General features: G+C 45.1%; 8 protein-coding genes. 6 read left to right on the top strand and 2 right to left on the bottom strand.

From position 1 onward, the window contains the following. The first annotated feature begins 12 nt into the window (after window positions 1-12). From aceF to GWI56_RS12710, 5 genes are all read left to right on the top strand, one after another. Window positions 13-2,004, top strand: a complete 1,992-nt coding sequence (gene aceF, locus GWI56_RS12730) for a dihydrolipoyllysine-residue acetyltransferase (RefSeq protein WP_198573090.1) — start codon at window positions 13-15, stop codon at window positions 2,002-2,004. 147 nt (window positions 2,005-2,151) lie between these two features. Continuing rightward, window positions 2,152-3,579 carry a dihydrolipoyl dehydrogenase gene (lpdA, locus tag GWI56_RS12725; protein ID WP_105250398.1) on the top strand — a complete coding sequence of 476 codons (1,428 nt, stop codon included), beginning with the start codon at window positions 2,152-2,154 and terminating at the stop codon, window positions 3,577-3,579. 139 nt (window positions 3,580-3,718) lie between these two features. After that, complete coding sequence (locus GWI56_RS12720) at window positions 3,719-8,191, top strand: EAL domain-containing protein (RefSeq protein WP_198573089.1); 4,473 nt, start codon at window positions 3,719-3,721, stop codon at window positions 8,189-8,191. Between the two features lie 281 nt (window positions 8,192-8,472). Next, window positions 8,473-10,689, top strand: a complete 2,217-nt coding sequence (locus tag GWI56_RS12715; protein ID WP_173913156.1) for a patatin-like phospholipase family protein — start codon at window positions 8,473-8,475, stop codon at window positions 10,687-10,689. Between the two features lie 228 nt (window positions 10,690-10,917). Further along, window positions 10,918-12,960 carry a M13-type metalloendopeptidase gene (locus GWI56_RS12710; RefSeq protein ID WP_198573088.1) on the top strand — a complete coding sequence of 681 codons (2,043 nt, stop codon included), beginning with the start codon at window positions 10,918-10,920 and terminating at the stop codon, window positions 12,958-12,960. A gap of 79 nt (window positions 12,961-13,039) precedes the next feature. Here GWI56_RS12710 and GWI56_RS12705 read toward each other — a convergent pair whose 3' ends face one another. Both GWI56_RS12705 and hxpB read right to left on the bottom strand, forming a co-directional pair. Continuing rightward, window positions 13,040-13,381, bottom strand: a complete 342-nt coding sequence (locus tag GWI56_RS12705) for a DUF2845 domain-containing protein (protein ID WP_198573087.1) — start codon at window positions 13,379-13,381, stop codon at window positions 13,040-13,042. A 95-nt stretch (window positions 13,382-13,476) separates the two neighbouring features. Then, complete coding sequence (gene hxpB / locus GWI56_RS12700; RefSeq protein WP_198573086.1) at window positions 13,477-14,136, bottom strand: hexitol phosphatase HxpB; 660 nt, start codon at window positions 14,134-14,136, stop codon at window positions 13,477-13,479. A 434-nt stretch (window positions 14,137-14,570) separates the two neighbouring features. Between hxpB and acnB the strand changes: the two genes are divergently transcribed. Then, window positions 14,571-17,168: a bifunctional aconitate hydratase 2/2-methylisocitrate dehydratase gene (gene acnB / locus GWI56_RS12695; RefSeq protein WP_173496220.1), complete on the top strand. Its 2,598-nt coding sequence runs from the start codon at window positions 14,571-14,573 to the stop codon at window positions 17,166-17,168. The last annotated feature ends 741 nt before the right edge of the window (window positions 17,169-17,909 follow it).

Raw genomic sequence — 17,909 nt, 5'->3', positions numbered from 1 at the left:
GAGGCAATAAAAATGGCTGAATTAAAAGAAGTTTTTGTTCCTGATATCGGCGGCGATGAAGTGCAAGTGATCGAAATTTGTGTGGCTGTGGGTGATACCTTAGCTGCAGAAGAATCGATTCTTACCGTCGAAAGCGACAAGGCGACTATGGATATTCCAGCGCCTTTCGCCGGTGTGTTAGCCGAATTGAAAGTGGCTGTGGGCGATAAAGTATCTGAAGGTACTTTGATTGCTATGATGCAAGCAGCTGCCGCGCCGGCTCCAGTTGCAGCACCCGCTCAGGCGGCACCAGCATCTGCACCAGTTCAAGCGGCTCCTGCCACTGTGGCTGCTGCTCCTGCGACGGGCGCAACCAAAGTGGTTGAAGTGACAGTACCAGATATCGGTGGCGACACTGATGTATCGGTTATCGAAGTCCTGGTTGCTGTCGGTGACAAGATTGAAGTTGATAGCGGTTTAATTACCCTAGAAACAGACAAAGCGACGATGGACGTGCCATCACCTTTCGCGGGTGTGGTTAAAGACGTTAAAGTTGCGGTTGGCGATAAAGTGTCGCAAGGCTCTTTAGTCATCATGCTTGAAGTTGGCGGCGCTGCACCTGCAGCCGCACCAACTGTTGCTGCCCAAGCGGCTCCTGCCGCTACGTTAGCGCCAGTGGCCGCAGCACCTGCTGCACCAGCGGCAAGTGTGGTTGCGGTAAAAGAAATTCAAGTGCCGGATATTGGCGATGCCAGCAATGTCGATGTGATCGAAGTGCTTGTGTCTGTCGGTGATGAAATCACTGCCGACCAAGGTTTGATTACGCTTGAAACTGACAAAGCCACTATGGAAGTGCCTGCGCCATTCGCTGGTAAACTGCTGTCTTTGACTGTTAAAGTGGGTGACAAGGTTTCTCAAGGTAGCGTTATTGCGACGATTGAGACGACTTCTGTTGCAACAGCAAGTGCTCCAGCACCTGCTGCACAAGCGGCGGCACCTGCTCCAGTGAATTCGGTGCCCGTTGCAGCCCCAACACCTGCAAGCCGTCCACCAGTACCCCATCACCCAAGCGCAGGTACACCTGTGTCTACTGGTGCGGTACATGCGTCTCCTGCGGTACGTCGTTTAGCCCGTGAGTTTGGTGTCGACTTGACCCAAGTGACAGGTTCTGGCCGTAAAGGTCGCATCATGAAAGAAGACGTACAGGCGTATGTTAAATACGAACTGTCGCGTCCGAAAGCGACTGCGGCAACTTCTGTTGGTTCAGGTAATGGCGGCGGTCTGCAAGTGATTGCAGCACCTAAAGTTGATTTCAGTAAGTTTGGTGAAGTGGAAGAGATTCCATTAAGCCGTATCCAGAAGATTTCTGGCCCTAACTTACACCGCAACTGGGTGACTATCCCTCACGTGACTCAGTTCGATGAAGCTGATATCACTGAAATGGAAGAGTTCCGCAAGCAGCAAAACGATGTAGCGGCGAAGAAAAAAGCCGATTACAAGATCACGCCTTTAGTGTTTATGCTGAAAGCTGTGGCTAAAACGTTGCAACAGTTCCCTGTGTTCAACTCGAGCTTAAGCTCTGATGGCGAATCACTGATCCAGAAAAAGTATTTCCACATCGGTGTGGCGGTTGATACGCCAAACGGTTTGGTTGTGCCAGTCGTGCGTGACGTGGATAAGAAAGGCATTATCGAGTTATCTCGTGAACTGGCTGATATCTCTATCCGTGCCCGTGATGGCAAGCTGAAATCTGCTGATATGCAAGGTAGCTGTTTCACCATTTCAAGTTTAGGTGGTATTGGCGGTACGGCGTTTACGCCTATCGTGAACTACCCAGACGTGGCGATTTTAGGTGTGTCTAAATCTGAAATTAAGCCTAAGTGGAATGGTAAAGAGTTCGAACCTAAATTGATGTTGCCGCTGTCACTGTCATACGATCACCGCGTGATCGATGGTGCCATGGCTGCACGTTTTAGTGTGACGCTGTCAGGAATTCTGTCCGATATTCGTACTTTGGTTCTGTAAGCATATAAGGCTGCTCATCTTGAGCAGCCTTTTGTTTATTGTGATCAGTATCAAACACAGGTTAAAATGCGCCCACCTTACGCGCTGGCGCATTTTCGGTTGGCAGGATAGCTCCTCCAACGGATTGAATGAGAATTAGAGGAAAACATGAGTAACGAAATCAAAACTCAGGTAGTGGTATTAGGTGCAGGTCCTGCAGGTTATTCTGCGGCTTTCCGTGCTGCTGACTTAGGTCTGGAAACCATCATAGTTGAACGTTTTAGCACTTTAGGTGGCGTGTGTCTTAACGTGGGTTGTATCCCATCTAAAGCCTTACTGCACGTTGCTAAAGTTATCGAAGAAGCCAAAGCGGTTGCCGCTCACGGTGTGGTCTTCGGCGAGCCAACTATCGATTTAGATAAGTTACGTGGCTTTAAAGAAAAAGTCATTGGCCAATTAACTGGCGGATTGGGCGGCATGTCCAAAATGCGTAAAGTTAACGTGGTTAACGGTTTTGGTAAATTCACTGGCCCTAACACGCTAGAAGTGACTGCTGAAGATGGCACTGTGACTAAAGTGACTTTCGAGCAAGCGATCATTGCTGCGGGTTCTCGTCCAATCAAACTGCCATTTATTCCGCATGAAGATCCACGTATTTGGGATTCGACTGACGCATTAGAACTGAAAGAAGTTCCAGGCAAGTTGTTAGTGATGGGTGGCGGTATTATCGGTCTAGAAATGGGTACTGTGTACGCTTCTTTAGGTAGCCAAATCGACGTGGTTGAGATGTTCGACCAAGTGATCCCTGCGGCTGATAAAGATGTGGTTCGCGTATTTACTAAGCAAATCAAGAAGAAGTTCAACCTGATCCTTGAAACTAAAGTCACAGCGGTCGAAGCCCGTGAAGACGGTATTTATGTTTCTATGGAAGGTAAGAGCGCGCCAACTGAAGCTGTTCGTTACGATGCCGTATTAGTGGCTATTGGCCGTGCACCTAATGGCAAGTCGTTAGATGCTGAAAAAGCAGGTGTTAACGTTGATGAGCGTGGCTTTATCAAGGTTGATAAGCAACTGCGTACTAACGTACCGCACATTTATGCTATCGGCGACATCGTTGGTCAACCCATGTTGGCTCACAAAGGCGTGCACGAAGGCCATGTAGCGGCTGAAGTTATCGCTGGCATGAAGCACTACTTCGATCCAAAAGTCATCCCATCAATTGCTTACACTGACCCTGAAGTCGCTTGGGTTGGTTTGACTGAGAAAGAAGCGAAAGAGCAAGGTATTGCTTACGAAACCGCAACTTTCCCATGGGCTGCAAGTGGTCGTGCGATTGCGTCAGATTGTTCTGAAGGTATGACTAAGCTGATTTTCGACAAAGACACTCACCGCGTGATCGGTGGTGCTATTGTGGGTGTTAACGGCGGCGAGCTGTTAGGTGAAATCGGTCTAGCGATTGAAATGGGTTGTGATGCTGAAGATTTAGCATTAACCATTCACGCTCACCCAACACTGCACGAATCAGTAGGCTTAGCGGCTGAAATGTACGAAGGTTCTATTACTGATTTGCCAAACCCAAAGGCAAAGAAAAAGTAATTTAGCTGTCGATTAAAAAAGCGCTCACTTGAGCGCTTTTTTATTGCCTGTATTTTTTTGTAACTTTTATGTAAACAAGCGGATGAATTGAAGGGATTGAGCTGCTACAGTACAGTTATGGTATGCGGTAAGTTGTCACATGCAAACAAAAATAATTAGAACAATTCTGACATGTTTCATCCTTTCACTGATTAGCGTCCATTCGGCTTGGGCGGGCGGCTTTGTGCAGCGTGTTTTTACCGATAGAGACGGTTTAGCTGTCACCAGCATCCGAGGTTTAGCCTTAGATGACTACGGTTTTGTATGGGCAGCGACTGAGCAGGGCTTGTATCGGGTCAGTAATTCTAAGGTGCGGCGCATTGATAAAATTGGCACGGAATCACGGCTTGCGGATGACTTTTTAACGACAGTGGTGAACATCGACCGAGACAAGTTATTGGTCAGCACTAATGCCGCGATTTACCTTTACGATATAGTACAAAATCAATTTACCGCGTTTGGTTCTCCCTATTTATTCCCGCAGTTTCCAGGTGGTGCGCTGATATCGGCAGCCCGCAAGAATAGCAAAACATGGCGATTATTAATTGATAATGGTCAGATCTATGAGTTTTCCCCTTCAAAGTCTGAACTGCGCCTTATTACTCAATTAGCTGTTAATCGTGACCTTCCTTGGCGCAAGTTATTGCTTATGCCCAATGGACACATGTTGGTTGCGGGGCAGTTGCAACTAGAACTTCTCGATAACAAGGGCGAACGGCTGTTCCAATACCCTTGGACCGAATCTATGGGCAGTATTCTCGATATGTTGGAGGATACTCAACATAGGATCTGGATTACGACAGGGCGTGGCGTTTATCAATTAGATCAAATCGCTCATCAAATTACACCTGTGCCAGAATTACCCGATTGGAGCACAGCGATCATTGAAGATGCTAAAGGGTATTTGTGGTTTGCCAGTCGTATTGGCTTGTTAAAATGGTCGCCTGAGACGCGGTTGATTGAGAATTATCAGCAAGAGTTGAAGGCTGAGGCCAACATGGAAACACTGAAAGCCATGTTGTTTGATGATGCAGGCTTGATGTGGGTTGGAGGCTCTGGTGATGGATTGGCATTGTTAGCGTCACCGCCTGATTTCATTCTTGATACTTATGCGGCAGATGAACCCTATCAGCTGAGCGATGCCATGACTTGGTCTGTACATGCCAGTGATGAAGGGGTTTGGCTCGGTTCTTCTAGTTTAGATTTTGTTGCTAAGGGCAGTAAAAAAGCGGTTAACATTCCGATTGAGGGGTTTAATCCCCACGAAAGTATTTATGATATTAGTGAGTTTGAGGACCATTATTTACTGATCTCAACAACCAGTGGTCTTTTTGTTATTGATAAAGAGACCTTGCAAGGCAGCAGTTTTTCTAAATGGACTCACGGTCAGGATGACTTTAAAAATAAGCTCATATATAAAACTTATCGGGATCCCAAACTGAAAGGACGCGTCTGGATTGCGACTACCACGGGACTCTATTTTTGGGAAATGGGACTCTATGAGCCCCAGCCATTTGATATTGATAAGTCATCGAACGAATTTGATGGCCCCAAGCGGCCAGTGATCCGCACGATTTATCGCAGCTCTGACGGTCGTCTTTGGGTTGGCGGTAAAAAAGTCTTTGGTTACATAGACAGTCAAAACGAGTTTCATGATCAACGGCACTTATTTAATGCTTTTGCGGCACAACCAACGATTAGCCATATTGAAGAAATGTCCCCGGGAATTATCTGGTTTGGTTCCTATGAAAAAGGTTTGTTTGAATATCATCAGCAGGCGGAATCGTTAGTTTCACTGACTTCCGAATGGCAATTAAATTGTAGTTCAGTGTTTTTTATTCAAAAGACCCCTAAGTCAAATCTTGTGGGTTGTGCTGATTCTTTGATTCGTCAGGATATTCAAACTGGCAATATCGCCATGTTTAATCAACTCGATGGTTTGATTTCCGATGAAATGAACGAGGGCGCTTATTTTTATTCGCCAAAAACAGGCTTTTACTTAGGAACACCTGAAGGTGTGATGCGACTCGATGTCAATAGGCTGGTCAATCGTATAACCGATGACCATGTGATGCTTGAATCTGTCTCTGTGTACTATAACAACACGACAGAAGTATCCTTGTTGCCGCGTAACCTGATGACTATCAAACCCGATGCGAATATGGTGAGTTTTCAAATCACTAACTTAGATTATCTCGATGATTCGCCAATTCAATTTAAATACCGATTACGTTATCAGGATGAAGATAGCCATTACGTCTTGTTGCAGGGTGAATCTCAGATCAACCTCGCAGGATTAGCTGCGGGTGGCTATGTGCTAGATATTTTGAGTCAAGTTAACGGGATATGGTCAGATAAGCCGTTTTCTTACCCTTTTTATGTTGAGCAGCATTGGTGGTTATCCCAAGGTTTTAAAGGTATTTTGCTGCTGTTATTTTCTATTATTGCTTTAAGTCTTGCTTGGTATCGACAACGACAGATCAATACCTTTAAGCAGATGAATCTGGCATTAACGGAGAGTGAAGACAGGTTAAGGCAGTCTTTGCGCGGCAGTGACTCAGATCTCTGGGAGTGGCATAAAAATACTCAGGCATTTCACCTTGATAATCGCGGTTCGGTGCTTGGTACGCATGCCAATGAGATTGTGGTGAGCTTAGAGGATTTGCCAGTGCACCCGCAGGATAGGGAGAAAGCTCTCGCTCAGTGGGACAACATGATGGCGGGTGAGATTGACCGATTTGAGGCCGAATATCGCTATCAGCGTAAGGACGGTAATTGGGGATGGCTGAGGGTTAGAGGTCGGCCAGTTGCTCGCAATAAGCACTCAAATGAAATTGAACGGGTCGCGGGTATTTATAGCGATATTACTGTGCAACGCCAGCTAGAAGATGAAATTAATTTATTGGCGAAAGCGTTTGGCAATACCTCTGAAGGTGTGTTGATTTTAGATGTCGAAGGCGGTATTCGCGTTGCGAATTACGCTGCGCAACAAATTATTGGTATAGATTCTGACGACTTAGTCGGGCAACCATTTGCACAATTCGTACAGATGAATGACGGATTAGCATCGGAAATCAAGCAACTTCTCCGTGATAGTCAGTCTTGGACCGGAGAGCGGGAGTTAATCCGCGCCAATCAGCAACTTTGTCCAGTGTGGTTAAACGTGTCTGTGATGCAAAGCATTAACGGGAAAGTAACCCACTATGTGGTGGTATTCTCGGATATCACGGAGCGTAAACGTACTGAAGCCGATTTACGCCGTTTGGCTAATTACGATGTGCTTACTGGGTTGCCAAATCGCTCCTTATTTTCTAGCCGTCTATTACAGTCGATTCAAGCTGCGCAGCAAACAGGTGAGAAACTGGCGCTACTGTTTTTAGATCTCGATAGATTTAAGCATGTTAATGATTCCTATGGTCATAGCATGGGCGATGCTCTGCTGGTCGAAGCATCAAGTCGACTGCAATCTTGTATTTCCAGCGAGCATTTACTCTGTCGTTTTGGTGGCGATGAATTTGTGATTTTACTCCGCAATGCAAATAGCATTGACGATATTAACCATGTCGCCGAGCGCCTGTTGGAGCAAATTGTCGCGCCTTTTAAGTTGTATGGTCGGGAATTTTATATTTCTACCAGTATAGGCATCAGTATTTGGCCCGACGATGCGGTGCAGCCTGAGGCTTTTATCAAGAATGCCGATCTTGCTATGTACCATGCCAAAGAAGAAGGGCGAGGCAATTTTCAATATTATTCCTCGGAGCGTAATGCTCAAGCCCTCTATCATTTACGGCTTGAAGCCGATTTACGCAAAGCTATAGAGCGGCAAGAGTTCGAGCTTTATTACCAGCCGCAAATTGATATTTTGCGTAATGATAAGCTCATAGGAATGGAGGCATTAATTCGCTGGAAACATCCGCAAGACGGCTTTATTCGCCCCGATATTTTCATTAAAGTTGCTGAGGCTTGCGGTTTAATTGTTGATATTGACCGCTGGGTATTAAGACAAGCCTGTGTGCAGGGAGCCAATTGGACTAAGCGTTATGGCTCGGGCTTTAAGTTGTCGGTTAATATTTCGGCGGTGCATTTTAGGCAGCCAGATTTTATTGAAGATATCCAAAGAATTTTACAAGAAACCCAAATGCCAACAGCATCTTTAGGATTAGAAATCACCGAAGGCGTATTGATGAAGGAGTTGCATGTCGCTAAAGACCATCTGACTCGATTGAAATCTTTGGGGATCGAGGTTGCCATCGATGACTTTGGTACTGGGTATTCTTCACTGGCTTATTTGCGTAATTTTGAGGTCAATACTCTAAAAATTGATCGCTCCTTTTTGATTGATATCGCCACTAATACCGCAGATCAGGCGATTGTGAGCAGTATTATTGAATTAGCCCGTAACCTTAAATTAAATGTGGTTGCTGAAGGGATTGAGACGGTTGAGCAGTTAGAGCAAGTCTTTAGCCGTGGCTGTTATATTATTCAAGGGTATTATTTTGCTAAACCTATGTGCGTTGATGATTTTGAGCGCTATTTAGAGACAGATAACAAAATCGTCTCTATTGATCATTAAGCTAGAAACATAGTCTATTATTGGCTCGCGAATACTTAATATTTGTACAGCTGATGGGCAATCGTCTGCACGATATAAGCCAGTGAGCTTGAGATGTAAACGTTATCGTCTTCAGTGATGATGGATATTTTGTTTAGCAGTTTATTCAATTAAACTTCATCTGTTTGTATAAAGAGTACACAAACTTATCACTAGTCGGTCCAGATAAAATATGACTGACGGTTAAATCGATAAGTTTGTTAATATAACTCGGATTTTTATCCCATAAAAAGTAGCCTCACATGATGCGTCAACTACTCGCTTCTATTATTTTGTGTTTGTGTGTTACCCCGTCTTTGGCTGCAGAGCGCCTTAAAATTGGTGTCGTACTCAGTGGTGGTGGTGCTAAAGGCGCCGCTCATGTGGGCGTGCTCAAAATATTAGAAGAACATAACATCCCCGTTGATTATATCGCGGGCACCAGCATAGGCGCCTATGTCGCTGGCATGTATTCACTGGGTTACAGTGCGAGTGAAGTGGAAGCTATCATGATGGGGGTCAACTGGGACAGTGGTTACTCGGACACCATACCGCGCAATATTTTGAGTTACAGGGATAAACAGTTACGTGACCGTTACAATATTCCGTTAAACATTGGCTATAACGAAGGCCAAGTGAGGGCGCCAAGTGGTCTGTTACGTGGACAGACTATGTCACAACTTTTACGTCAGTCGACAGATCTGGTACAGCAATTTGGTCATTTTGATGATTTAGCCATTCCCTACCGAGCGGTTGCAACCGACTTAGAAACTAGCTTACCTGTGGTGATTAGTCACGGCAGTATGGTTAAAGCTATGCAAGCGTCTGCAACTGTACCTGGTGCACTTCAGCCCGCACAAATTGAAGGCAAGTTATTGGTCGATGGTGGTATTGCCAACAACATGCCCGTCGATGTGGTTAAAGCCATGGGAGCCGATATTATTATCGCCGTCGATATTGGCTCGCCTCTGGTCAAAAAAGATAAATTAGACAGTACTATTGCAGTGCTCGATCAGCTCTCTAATTTTTTGACCAATGCCAGCACTGAAAAACAAAAACAATTACTGACAGATAAAGATGTATTGATCCGACCCGCGATTGACGCCCTCAGCACCACTGATTTCACTATTATGCCGCTGGCATTAACCCTTGGAAAAGAAGCCGCTAATGGTCAGCTTTATAAGTTGAGCAGTATGAGCGTGAGCCCTGAGGAATATGCCGCCTACGTCGAGGCTAAAAAAGCCAAAGGTAAATTATTAATGGCGGATGTACGTCATCCCATTAATGAAATCGTATTTGAAAACCAATCTAAGGTGAGTTTGAATCTCTTGACGGAAACCTTGAATATTAAACCTGGGCAAGCTGTATCTAAAGACGAGCTTAATGAGGCGTTAAAGCGTATTTACTCCCTCAATAAATTTGAGCGTGTCGATGCTGAATTTGTAGAAGGTGAGGATGGCCGCATACTCACTGTCACTACTAAGGCTAAGTCTTGGGGGCCGAATTATTTCCAACTGGGCTTTAATTGGGAGGATGACTTTAATTCAGAATCTGCCATCAGTTTTGACATGGCTTATACCATGACCGATTTGACCTTTAATGGTGGAGAGTGGCGCAATGAGGTCAAACTCGGCATTGAAAAGTTGTTTGCAACTGAGTTTTATCAGCCTTTAGACAGGGATCAACAGTTCTTTAGCCGTGCCCGCTATCAATACGATACCCGTGATTGGGACTTATACGATAATAACAGTCGTATCTTAACCTTCGACAAGAAAACCCATACTATTGAATTAGGCATAGGTTATAACTACACCTTACAAGGGATGATTGAGTTAGGCTTAGTCGCAGAGAAGGGGTCGATAGTCAATGATGTTTGGCTAACGCAGGACTTAGATTTTAGTTCCTATGGTGCTTACTTTAGGTTCGGTTACGATAGCTTAGATAGCATTAGCTTTCCAACATCAGGTAATCGCGTAACCTTAAACGTTTACGTGCGCAATGAAGATTTCAATGACAGTATCGACGATAATCAAAACCAATTTAGTGTGCAAATAGAGGCCGACTGGAAAGGTGCCTTGAGTGTCGGTAACCACGCTTTTGTTGGTAAGGCATCAATTGCTACCAACAATAATGATGGGGTCAATACGCTGCATTTATCTGAGCTGGGAGGATTCTTAAACCTGTCTGGTTACCATAAAGACTCCATTATGGGCGCACATAAAGTGTTTGGGGCCTTTATTTATCAATATGATCTCGGGCGTGATGCGCTAGGTATGACAGATTATCCTCTATACCTAGGTTGGAGCTTAGAGGCGGGGAATGTCTGGGACGAGCGCACTGATGTCACTCTGACCGATCTGATTTATGCATCGAGTCTTTATATCGGTACTGATACTTCCATGGGACCCGCAGCACTTGGTTTTGGGATCACAGATCTTGGCGATAAGTCCTTCTATTTATTTGTGGGTAAAAACTTCTAGTTTGAGATTGGTGTAAAGAACTTAAGGGCATGACTGAGGTTGTGCCCTTACTTTTTGGTCGATGGAAAAACTATAAGCGTCATCCCTATGGAAGCTATCTTGCCGAAATAGCTAAGAGTGTCGCTAAAGTGTCATATCCTTTTACAAAATCTTACTACTGTGAGGCGTGCCAAGATGCTAAGGTTTTGCGGGAAAAATAATAACTCTCAACGGAAGCTGGGGAAAACAATGAAGAAGATAAGCACACTGGCACTGAGTATCGCCTTGAGTTTAGGTTTAGCGGCTTGTAGTACTGAGCCTAAAACTGAAGCCGTCGCGGTGTCTGGCATTGAATTGCAAAACTTTGATGCCTCAGTTCGCCATCAAGATGATTTCTATTACAGCGTTAATGGAAAATGGTTGGCAAATACGCCTATTCCTGCTGACAAATCTAACTATGGCGCGTTTTCTGTGTTGTACGACCAAAGCCAAGATGCATTGAAGAAAATTATCGACGAAGCGGCCGCTAAAAAGAATCCTGTTGCAGGTTCGAATGAGCAGAAAATCGGTGATTTCAATGCCAGTTTCATGAATACCGATTTGCTTGAAACCTTAGGTGTTACTCCGCTTAAGCCATTGCTGGCCGATATCGCTGGCGCAAAAACGCACGCTGACTTACCCGCTGTTATGGGCAAATTACTGACGACGGGTTCTGGTATTCCTTTTGGTTTTTACGTCAATAATGACGCTAAAAACTCAACTCAGTATGCGGTGTATTTCAGCCAGTCGGGCCTTACGTTGCCTGACCGCGATTATTACCTAAAAGATGATCCTAAGTTTGCCGCTAATCGCCAAGCCATGGCCAAGTATGTGACAGACATACTGACCGAAGCAGGTTACAAGGATGCTAAACGCGCGGCTAAAAACGTCGCCGACATCGAAATGATGATCGCTAAAAGTCAGTGGAGCCGAGTCGAATCCCGTGATGCCAACAAGGCATACAACAAGTTAGATCGTGCTGAACTGCAAAAGTTAACCGGTCAATTCGATTTTAATTCCTTTGCTGCGAGTGCGGGCTTAGGCGATAAAGTGACTGAAGTGATCGTGCGTCAGCCCTCTTATTTTGAAAAACTCGGCGCCAGTTTCGAGACATTCCCTGTATCGGCTTGGCAGGATTATCTTGCGTTCCACTTAGTGGATAGCTACGCCGAGTTACTGAGTAAAAACTTTGTTGATTTGAACTTCGCCTTTAAGAGCAAAACCTTAATGGGTATCGAAGAGCAGCAGCCACGCTGGAAAAAAGCGGTTGATGGCGCCGACCAAGTGATTGGTGAGTTAGTGGGTGAAGAGTACGTTAAGCAATACTTCAAGCCAGAAGCTAAAGCGCGCATGGAAACCATGATCAAAAACTTGATCAAAGGTTTTGAAGTCAGCATTAATGAACTTGAGTGGATGACGCCAGAAACCAAAGTCGCCGCTCAAGAAAAACTGGCTAAATTTACCTATAAAATTGGCTATCCAGATAAATGGAAAGATTACTCAGGTTTAGATATTAAGGCTGACGAGTTAGTCGGTAACTACATGCGTTATGCTCAGTTTGAATATCAAGACATGATCAACAAGCTAGGCAAGCCAATTGATCGTACAGAATGGGGCATGACACCACAAACGGTGAATGCTTATTACAGTCCAGTGAAAAACGAAATTGTGTTCCCTGCAGCGATTCTGCAACCGCCATTCTTTAATATGGATGCCGATGATGCTGTTAACTACGGTGGTATAGGTGCCGTGATCGGCCATGAAATTAGCCATGGTTTTGATGACCAAGGCGCTAAATACGATGGTGATGGCAACCTGCGTGATTGGTGGTCAGATAAAGACAGAGAAGAGTTCCAAAAACGCGGTAAGCAGTTGTCTGCCCAATACTCAGGTTATGAGGCAATGCCCGGCAAGTTTGTTAATGGTGATTTGACCTTAGGGGAAAACATCGGCGACTTAGGTGGTTTAACTGTAGCGGCACGTTCGTATTTGATGAGCCTTAACGGCAAACCTGCACCTGTGCTCGATGGTTTAACGGGCGAGCAACGCTTCTTTGTGGGTTGGTCGCAAGTATGGCGCCGTAATTACCGTGATGAAGAGCTGAGCCGTCGTTTGCTGACAGATCCGCATTCACCGAGCCATTATCGTGCCATGGGTACGCCACGTAACGTGGAAGCCTTCTATAAGGCCTTCGATATGAAAGAAGGCGATAAAATGTATTTAACACCAGATGAGCGTGTGAAAATTTGGTAATATATTCAGTAGATTGAAATAAAAAAGCCAGACAATGTCTGGCTTTTTTATTGATGACAATAATCAATGATGCTGCTGATTAATGTCCATAACCTAAGGATTCAATTTTTGTGACTTTATTATCAGTGGCATACAGGCGACGCATTAAGCGTGTTGGTCCAAAGTCATAGGTCCATTCTTGATACTCAGTTGGCAACTTGCTGGGATCGATCATCCTGTCTCCGTTAGCGTTGAGATAAGTCGCGGGCAGACTGTATTCTCGAATATCACTGGGCGAGCCGCATTTATCCTGCACAGTCGTTAAAGTATCGCCCGTATTGATCACTTGTTGTTTACAGTGCATGGTCTCACCTGCGCTAGCGGGTAAACAGGTGGACATGAGTATTAAGCCCATGGGCAGTATTAAGGATAGGTACTTCACATTGAATTCCTTCTGGTGCATACACCATTCTGTCATTTATCCGTAGGGCAAAGACTAAGCTTATCTGCCCTGCAGAAACTCGGTGTGTTGTGACGTTATTTTGCCAAAATTGTTGTTAATGCCAACAAACTCTCGGCCTGATGATGGGCGATAATCCACTTAGCATCGCCTCTTTGTTCTGGCGCAGGGATCGCGACCGTTTGCATGTTGGCTGCTCTGGCGGCAATTAAGCCGTTAAAGGAATCTTCGATGGCAAGACAACAACGGGGATCAACATCTAACGCTTTAGCGCAATTCAAATAAACTTCTGGGTGGGGTTTGCCATAGATTAGGTGTTCAGCCGATTCTATCGCCATAAACTTTTCACTGAGATCTAACTTCGTTAATACTGCTTGGATAATGGTGTTTGGGGATGAAGTCGCTAAGCCGATTTTAAGGCCAAACGCTTGGCAGTGGTCAATCGTTTCGTAAACGCCCAGCATAGCTTCGCCGCTAACCAGAATTTCATTTGCAACTTTATCAACAATCGTTTGGCTGACCTTGGCATTATCATAGTGTGGCCAAGGTGCCTTGTGGTACCAATAATCGACGCATTGATCGATGCGTAAGCCCGTGGTTTGTTGAATCGTTTCTATCGTCACTGGCACGCCGAGTGCGGATAACACTTCATACTCGACTCGCTGCCATAGGGGTTCTGAATCGATTAAAACGCCATCCATATCAAAAATAACGGCTTGAATGCTAAGGGATGTCATTGGTACTCCGATGGACTAAGGAAATAACTGAGATATGCAGTAAATTAAGCCTGAGTGTAAGTTCTCGCACTGCATCTTAAAAGCCAAAATGCAGCAAGATGAGAAAAATTTATACCTATTTGCTCTCTGACACGGAAAATTGCTTGTTCGATTTAAAATTAATAAAACATTGTTAACTATTTGTATTGTATGGTTTTTTGTCTGTTTTCAAACTATTGTCTAATTTCACTTGTTTTAATCTTCCCGTAAGTTGGCATTCGCCGCCGGATTTAGTCCTTATTTCGCTTTTTGCCGAGTGTGACCTGATTCATACTTTTGCAAAGGTGTAGTATACTGCAGGCCGGAAATACGGGTCGATCATGTCGGACTGTCAGCTTCAATTAAGAAGACGTGCAGTTTCGTTGTTAGAGCGCCAAACAAAGAGGAATGTTGCCGTGCTAGAAGCATATCGTAAACACGTCGCAGAACGTGCTGCAGAGGGCGTAGTCCCTAAGCCATTAGATGCACATCAAGTGGCTGAACTGGTTAAGTTAATTCAAAACCCACCCGCAGGTGAAGAGGCTTTCGTTCTCGACCTGCTTGAAAATCGAATTCCCCCAGGTGTTGATGAAGCCGCTTATGTTAAAGCTGCTTTTTTAGATGCGGTTGCCAAAGGCACTGAAAAATCACCGATTCTGTCTGCTGAGCGTGCTACTGAGTTGTTAGGCACAATGCAAGGCGGCTACAACATCGAACCTCTGATCGCGCAGTTGGATAACCCAGCGTTAGCACCTTTAGCCGTTAAAGCGTTATCTCACACTCTGCTGATGTTTGATTCTTTCCACGATGTGGTTGAGAAGATGGAAGCGGGCAATGAGTTTGCTAAGCAAGTGGTTGAAGCGTGGGCGAATGCAGATTGGTATTTAAGCCGTCCAAAACTGGCCGACAAAGTCACTCTGACAGTATTTAAAGTTTCTGGTGAAACCAACACCGATGACTTGTCACCTGCACCAGATGCATGGTCACGTCCTGATATCCCATTGCACGCGTTAGCTATGCTGAAAAACGCCCGTGATGGTATCGAGCCTGATGTTGCTGGTGCCGTTGGCCCAGTGAAAAAAATTGAAGCATTAAAAGCACAAGGTCATCCATTAGTATATGTGGGTGACGTTGTGGGTACGGGTTCATCACGTAAATCTGCGACTAACTCAGTACTATGGTTTATGGGCGATGATATTCCATTCGTACCTAACAAGCGCGCCGGCGGTTTCTGCCTTGGCGGTAAAATTGCACCGATTTTCTTCAACACTATGGAAGATGCGGGTGCACTGCCAATCGAGCTTGACGTAAACAAGATGGAAATGGGCGATGTGATTGACATCTACCCATACGCCGGTGTGGTTAAGCGTCACGATAGCGACGAAGTAATTTCAGAATTCAGCTTAAAAACGGAAGTCTTGTTAGACGAAGTTCGTGCTGGTGGTCGTATTCCATTGATCATCGGTCGTGGTTTAACTGACAAAGCCCGTGACGTATTAGGCTTAGGGTTATCTGACGTCTTTGTACGTTCTCAAGATGTCGCTGATACCGGTAAAGGTTATACGCTTGCGCAGAAGATGGTCGGTAAAGCTTGTGGCGTAGCGGGTGTGCGTCCTGGTCAATACTGCGAACCTAAGATGACGTCTGTCGGTTCACAAGACACGACTGGTCCTATGACCCGTGATGAGCTGAAAGATTTAGCTTGTTTAGGTTTTAGTGCTGATTTGACTATGCAGTCATTCTGTCACACTGCGGCTTATCCAAAGCCAGTTGATGTGAACACACATCATACTCTGCCAGATTTCATCATGAACCGCGGCGGTGTATCACTGCGTCCAGGTGATGGTGTTATCCACTCATGGTTAAACCGTATGCTGCTACCAGATACAGTTGGTACGGGTGGTGACTCACATACGCGTTTCCCAATTGGTATTTCATTCCCAGCGGGTTCTGGCTTAGTAGCGTTTGCTGCTGCGACTGGCGTTATGCCACTCGACATGCCTGAATCCGTATTAGTGCGCTTCAAGGGCAAAATGCAACCGGGTATCACACTGCGTGATCTGGTTCATGCTATCCCATTAAAAGCCATTGAACTGGGCATGCTGACCGTTGAGAAGAAAGGTAAAGTAAACATCTTCTCTGGTCGCGTACTGGAAATCGAAGGCTTAGAATCACTGAAAGTTGAACAAGCTTTCGAACTGTCTGATGCTTCAGCTGAGCGCTCTGCTGCCGGTTGTACCATCAAGTTAGACAAAGAACCTATCATTGAATACCTGAACTCAAACATCATCATGCTCAAGTGGATGATCGCTGAAGGTTATGGCGATCGTCGTACGATTGAACGTCGTATCAAAGGCATGCAAGAGTGGTTAGCCAATCCTGAGCTGATGAGTGCTGATAAAGATGCTGAGTACGCTGCAGTAATCGAAATCGACTTAAATGACATCAAAGAGCCAATCCTGTGTGCGCCAAACGATCCTGATGATGCCGTTTTACTGTCATCTGTTGCGCAAACTAAGATTGACGAAGTGTTCGTAGGTTCTTGTATGACCAACATCGGTCACTTCCGCGCAACCGGTAAGATGCTAGACAAGTTTGCTAAAACCCTGCCAACACGTCTGTGGATTGCACCACCGACTAAGATGGATAGAGATCAGCTGACTGAAGAAGGCTACTACGCGATTTTTGGTCGTGTAGGCGCGCGCATCGAGATCCCAGGTTGTTCACTGTGTATGGGTAACCAAGCACGTGTAGCTGAAGGTTCAACTGTGGTATCGACTTCTACCCGTAACTTCCCTAACCGTTTAGGTACAGGTGCTAACGTTTACTTAGCCTCTGCTGAACTGGCTGCGGTTGCTGCGCTGTTAGGTCGTCTGCCGTCACCTGAAGAATATCAAGAATACGCTAAAGAGTTAGACGCAACTGCAGCTGACACATACCGTTACTTGAACTTTGATCAAATCGAGTCTTACACAAAAAAAGCATCGGAAGTGATCTTCCAGACAGCTGTGTAATCGATTGCCGTTAAGGTAACTTGATGTAAAAAGCCAGCGTAAGCTGGCTTTTTTGTGGGTTTGTTTTATTTCTACATCTATATGCACCAATGAACCCTATCATAGTCATGCTGTAGTTCTTAAATCACAAACTCGCTACTTACTAATGGTCACGCGTTGTCGCCATTAAAAAATCAATTTAAGCCGATCCGTCGGTCAATCTCACGCTTAGCCCCGTTTAATCTTCTTTTTAAAAGACGAAAGTCTTCTATTTTCATAACTATCAACAAATCATCTGATGGCTTTTGGCTATACATAATGCGAAACAGAGGCGCAGCCTTGACTGAGTTGTGGATAACTTTGGGGGTAAGTGGTGGGTATGATGTGACTAGATTAGATAATTAGAATTAACTGCAAATTTCCTTAAAATAGGGGTTGCACAAAAAGTTTCACTGCCTATAATGCGCATCCACTGACACGGCAGACAGCGTTAAGCAGCCTGATGCGACAGTTCATCAATAAGTTTACTGATTGATAAGTGTTGAGAAAGTTTGCAAAAACTCCTTGACGCGAAACGGGAAATGCGTAGAATACGCAGCCCTAGCCAACTGGAAGCGTTCGGCGCTCAGTCTGGTACTCACCTTCTCTTACGAGGTTGAGTTGCTCTTTAACAAGATAAAACAAGAAATCTGTGTGGACACTCACAGGTGTTGAGTTAATCGAAACTGCTTAACCTTCGGGTTGGCAGTCAAAAATTTAAAT

It is taken from the genome of Shewanella sp. DW31, from assembly GCF_015767295.1.
Classification (GTDB): domain Bacteria; phylum Pseudomonadota; class Gammaproteobacteria; order Enterobacterales; family Shewanellaceae; genus Shewanella; species Shewanella oncorhynchi.
This window is presented reverse-complemented; position numbering and strand designations above follow the sequence as displayed.

What these genes read in the sequence shown, in the direction of transcription:
- GWI56_RS12710 (WP_198573088.1), top strand. Translation starts at nt 10,918, where the DNA reads ATGAAGAAGATAAGCACACTGGCACTGAGTATCGCCTTGAGTTTAGGT.
- GWI56_RS12715 (WP_173913156.1), top strand. Translation starts at nt 8,473, where the DNA reads ATGATGCGTCAACTACTCGCTTCTATTATTTTGTGTTTGTGTGTTACC.
- GWI56_RS12720 (WP_198573089.1), top strand. Translation starts at nt 3,719, where the DNA reads ATGCAAACAAAAATAATTAGAACAATTCTGACATGTTTCATCCTTTCA.
- hxpB (WP_198573086.1), bottom strand. Translation starts at nt 14,136, where the DNA reads ATGACATCCCTTAGCATTCAAGCCGTTATTTTTGATATGGATGGCGTT.
- aceF (WP_198573090.1), top strand. Translation starts at nt 13, where the DNA reads ATGGCTGAATTAAAAGAAGTTTTTGTTCCTGATATCGGCGGCGATGAA.
- lpdA (WP_105250398.1), top strand. Translation starts at nt 2,152, where the DNA reads ATGAGTAACGAAATCAAAACTCAGGTAGTGGTATTAGGTGCAGGTCCT.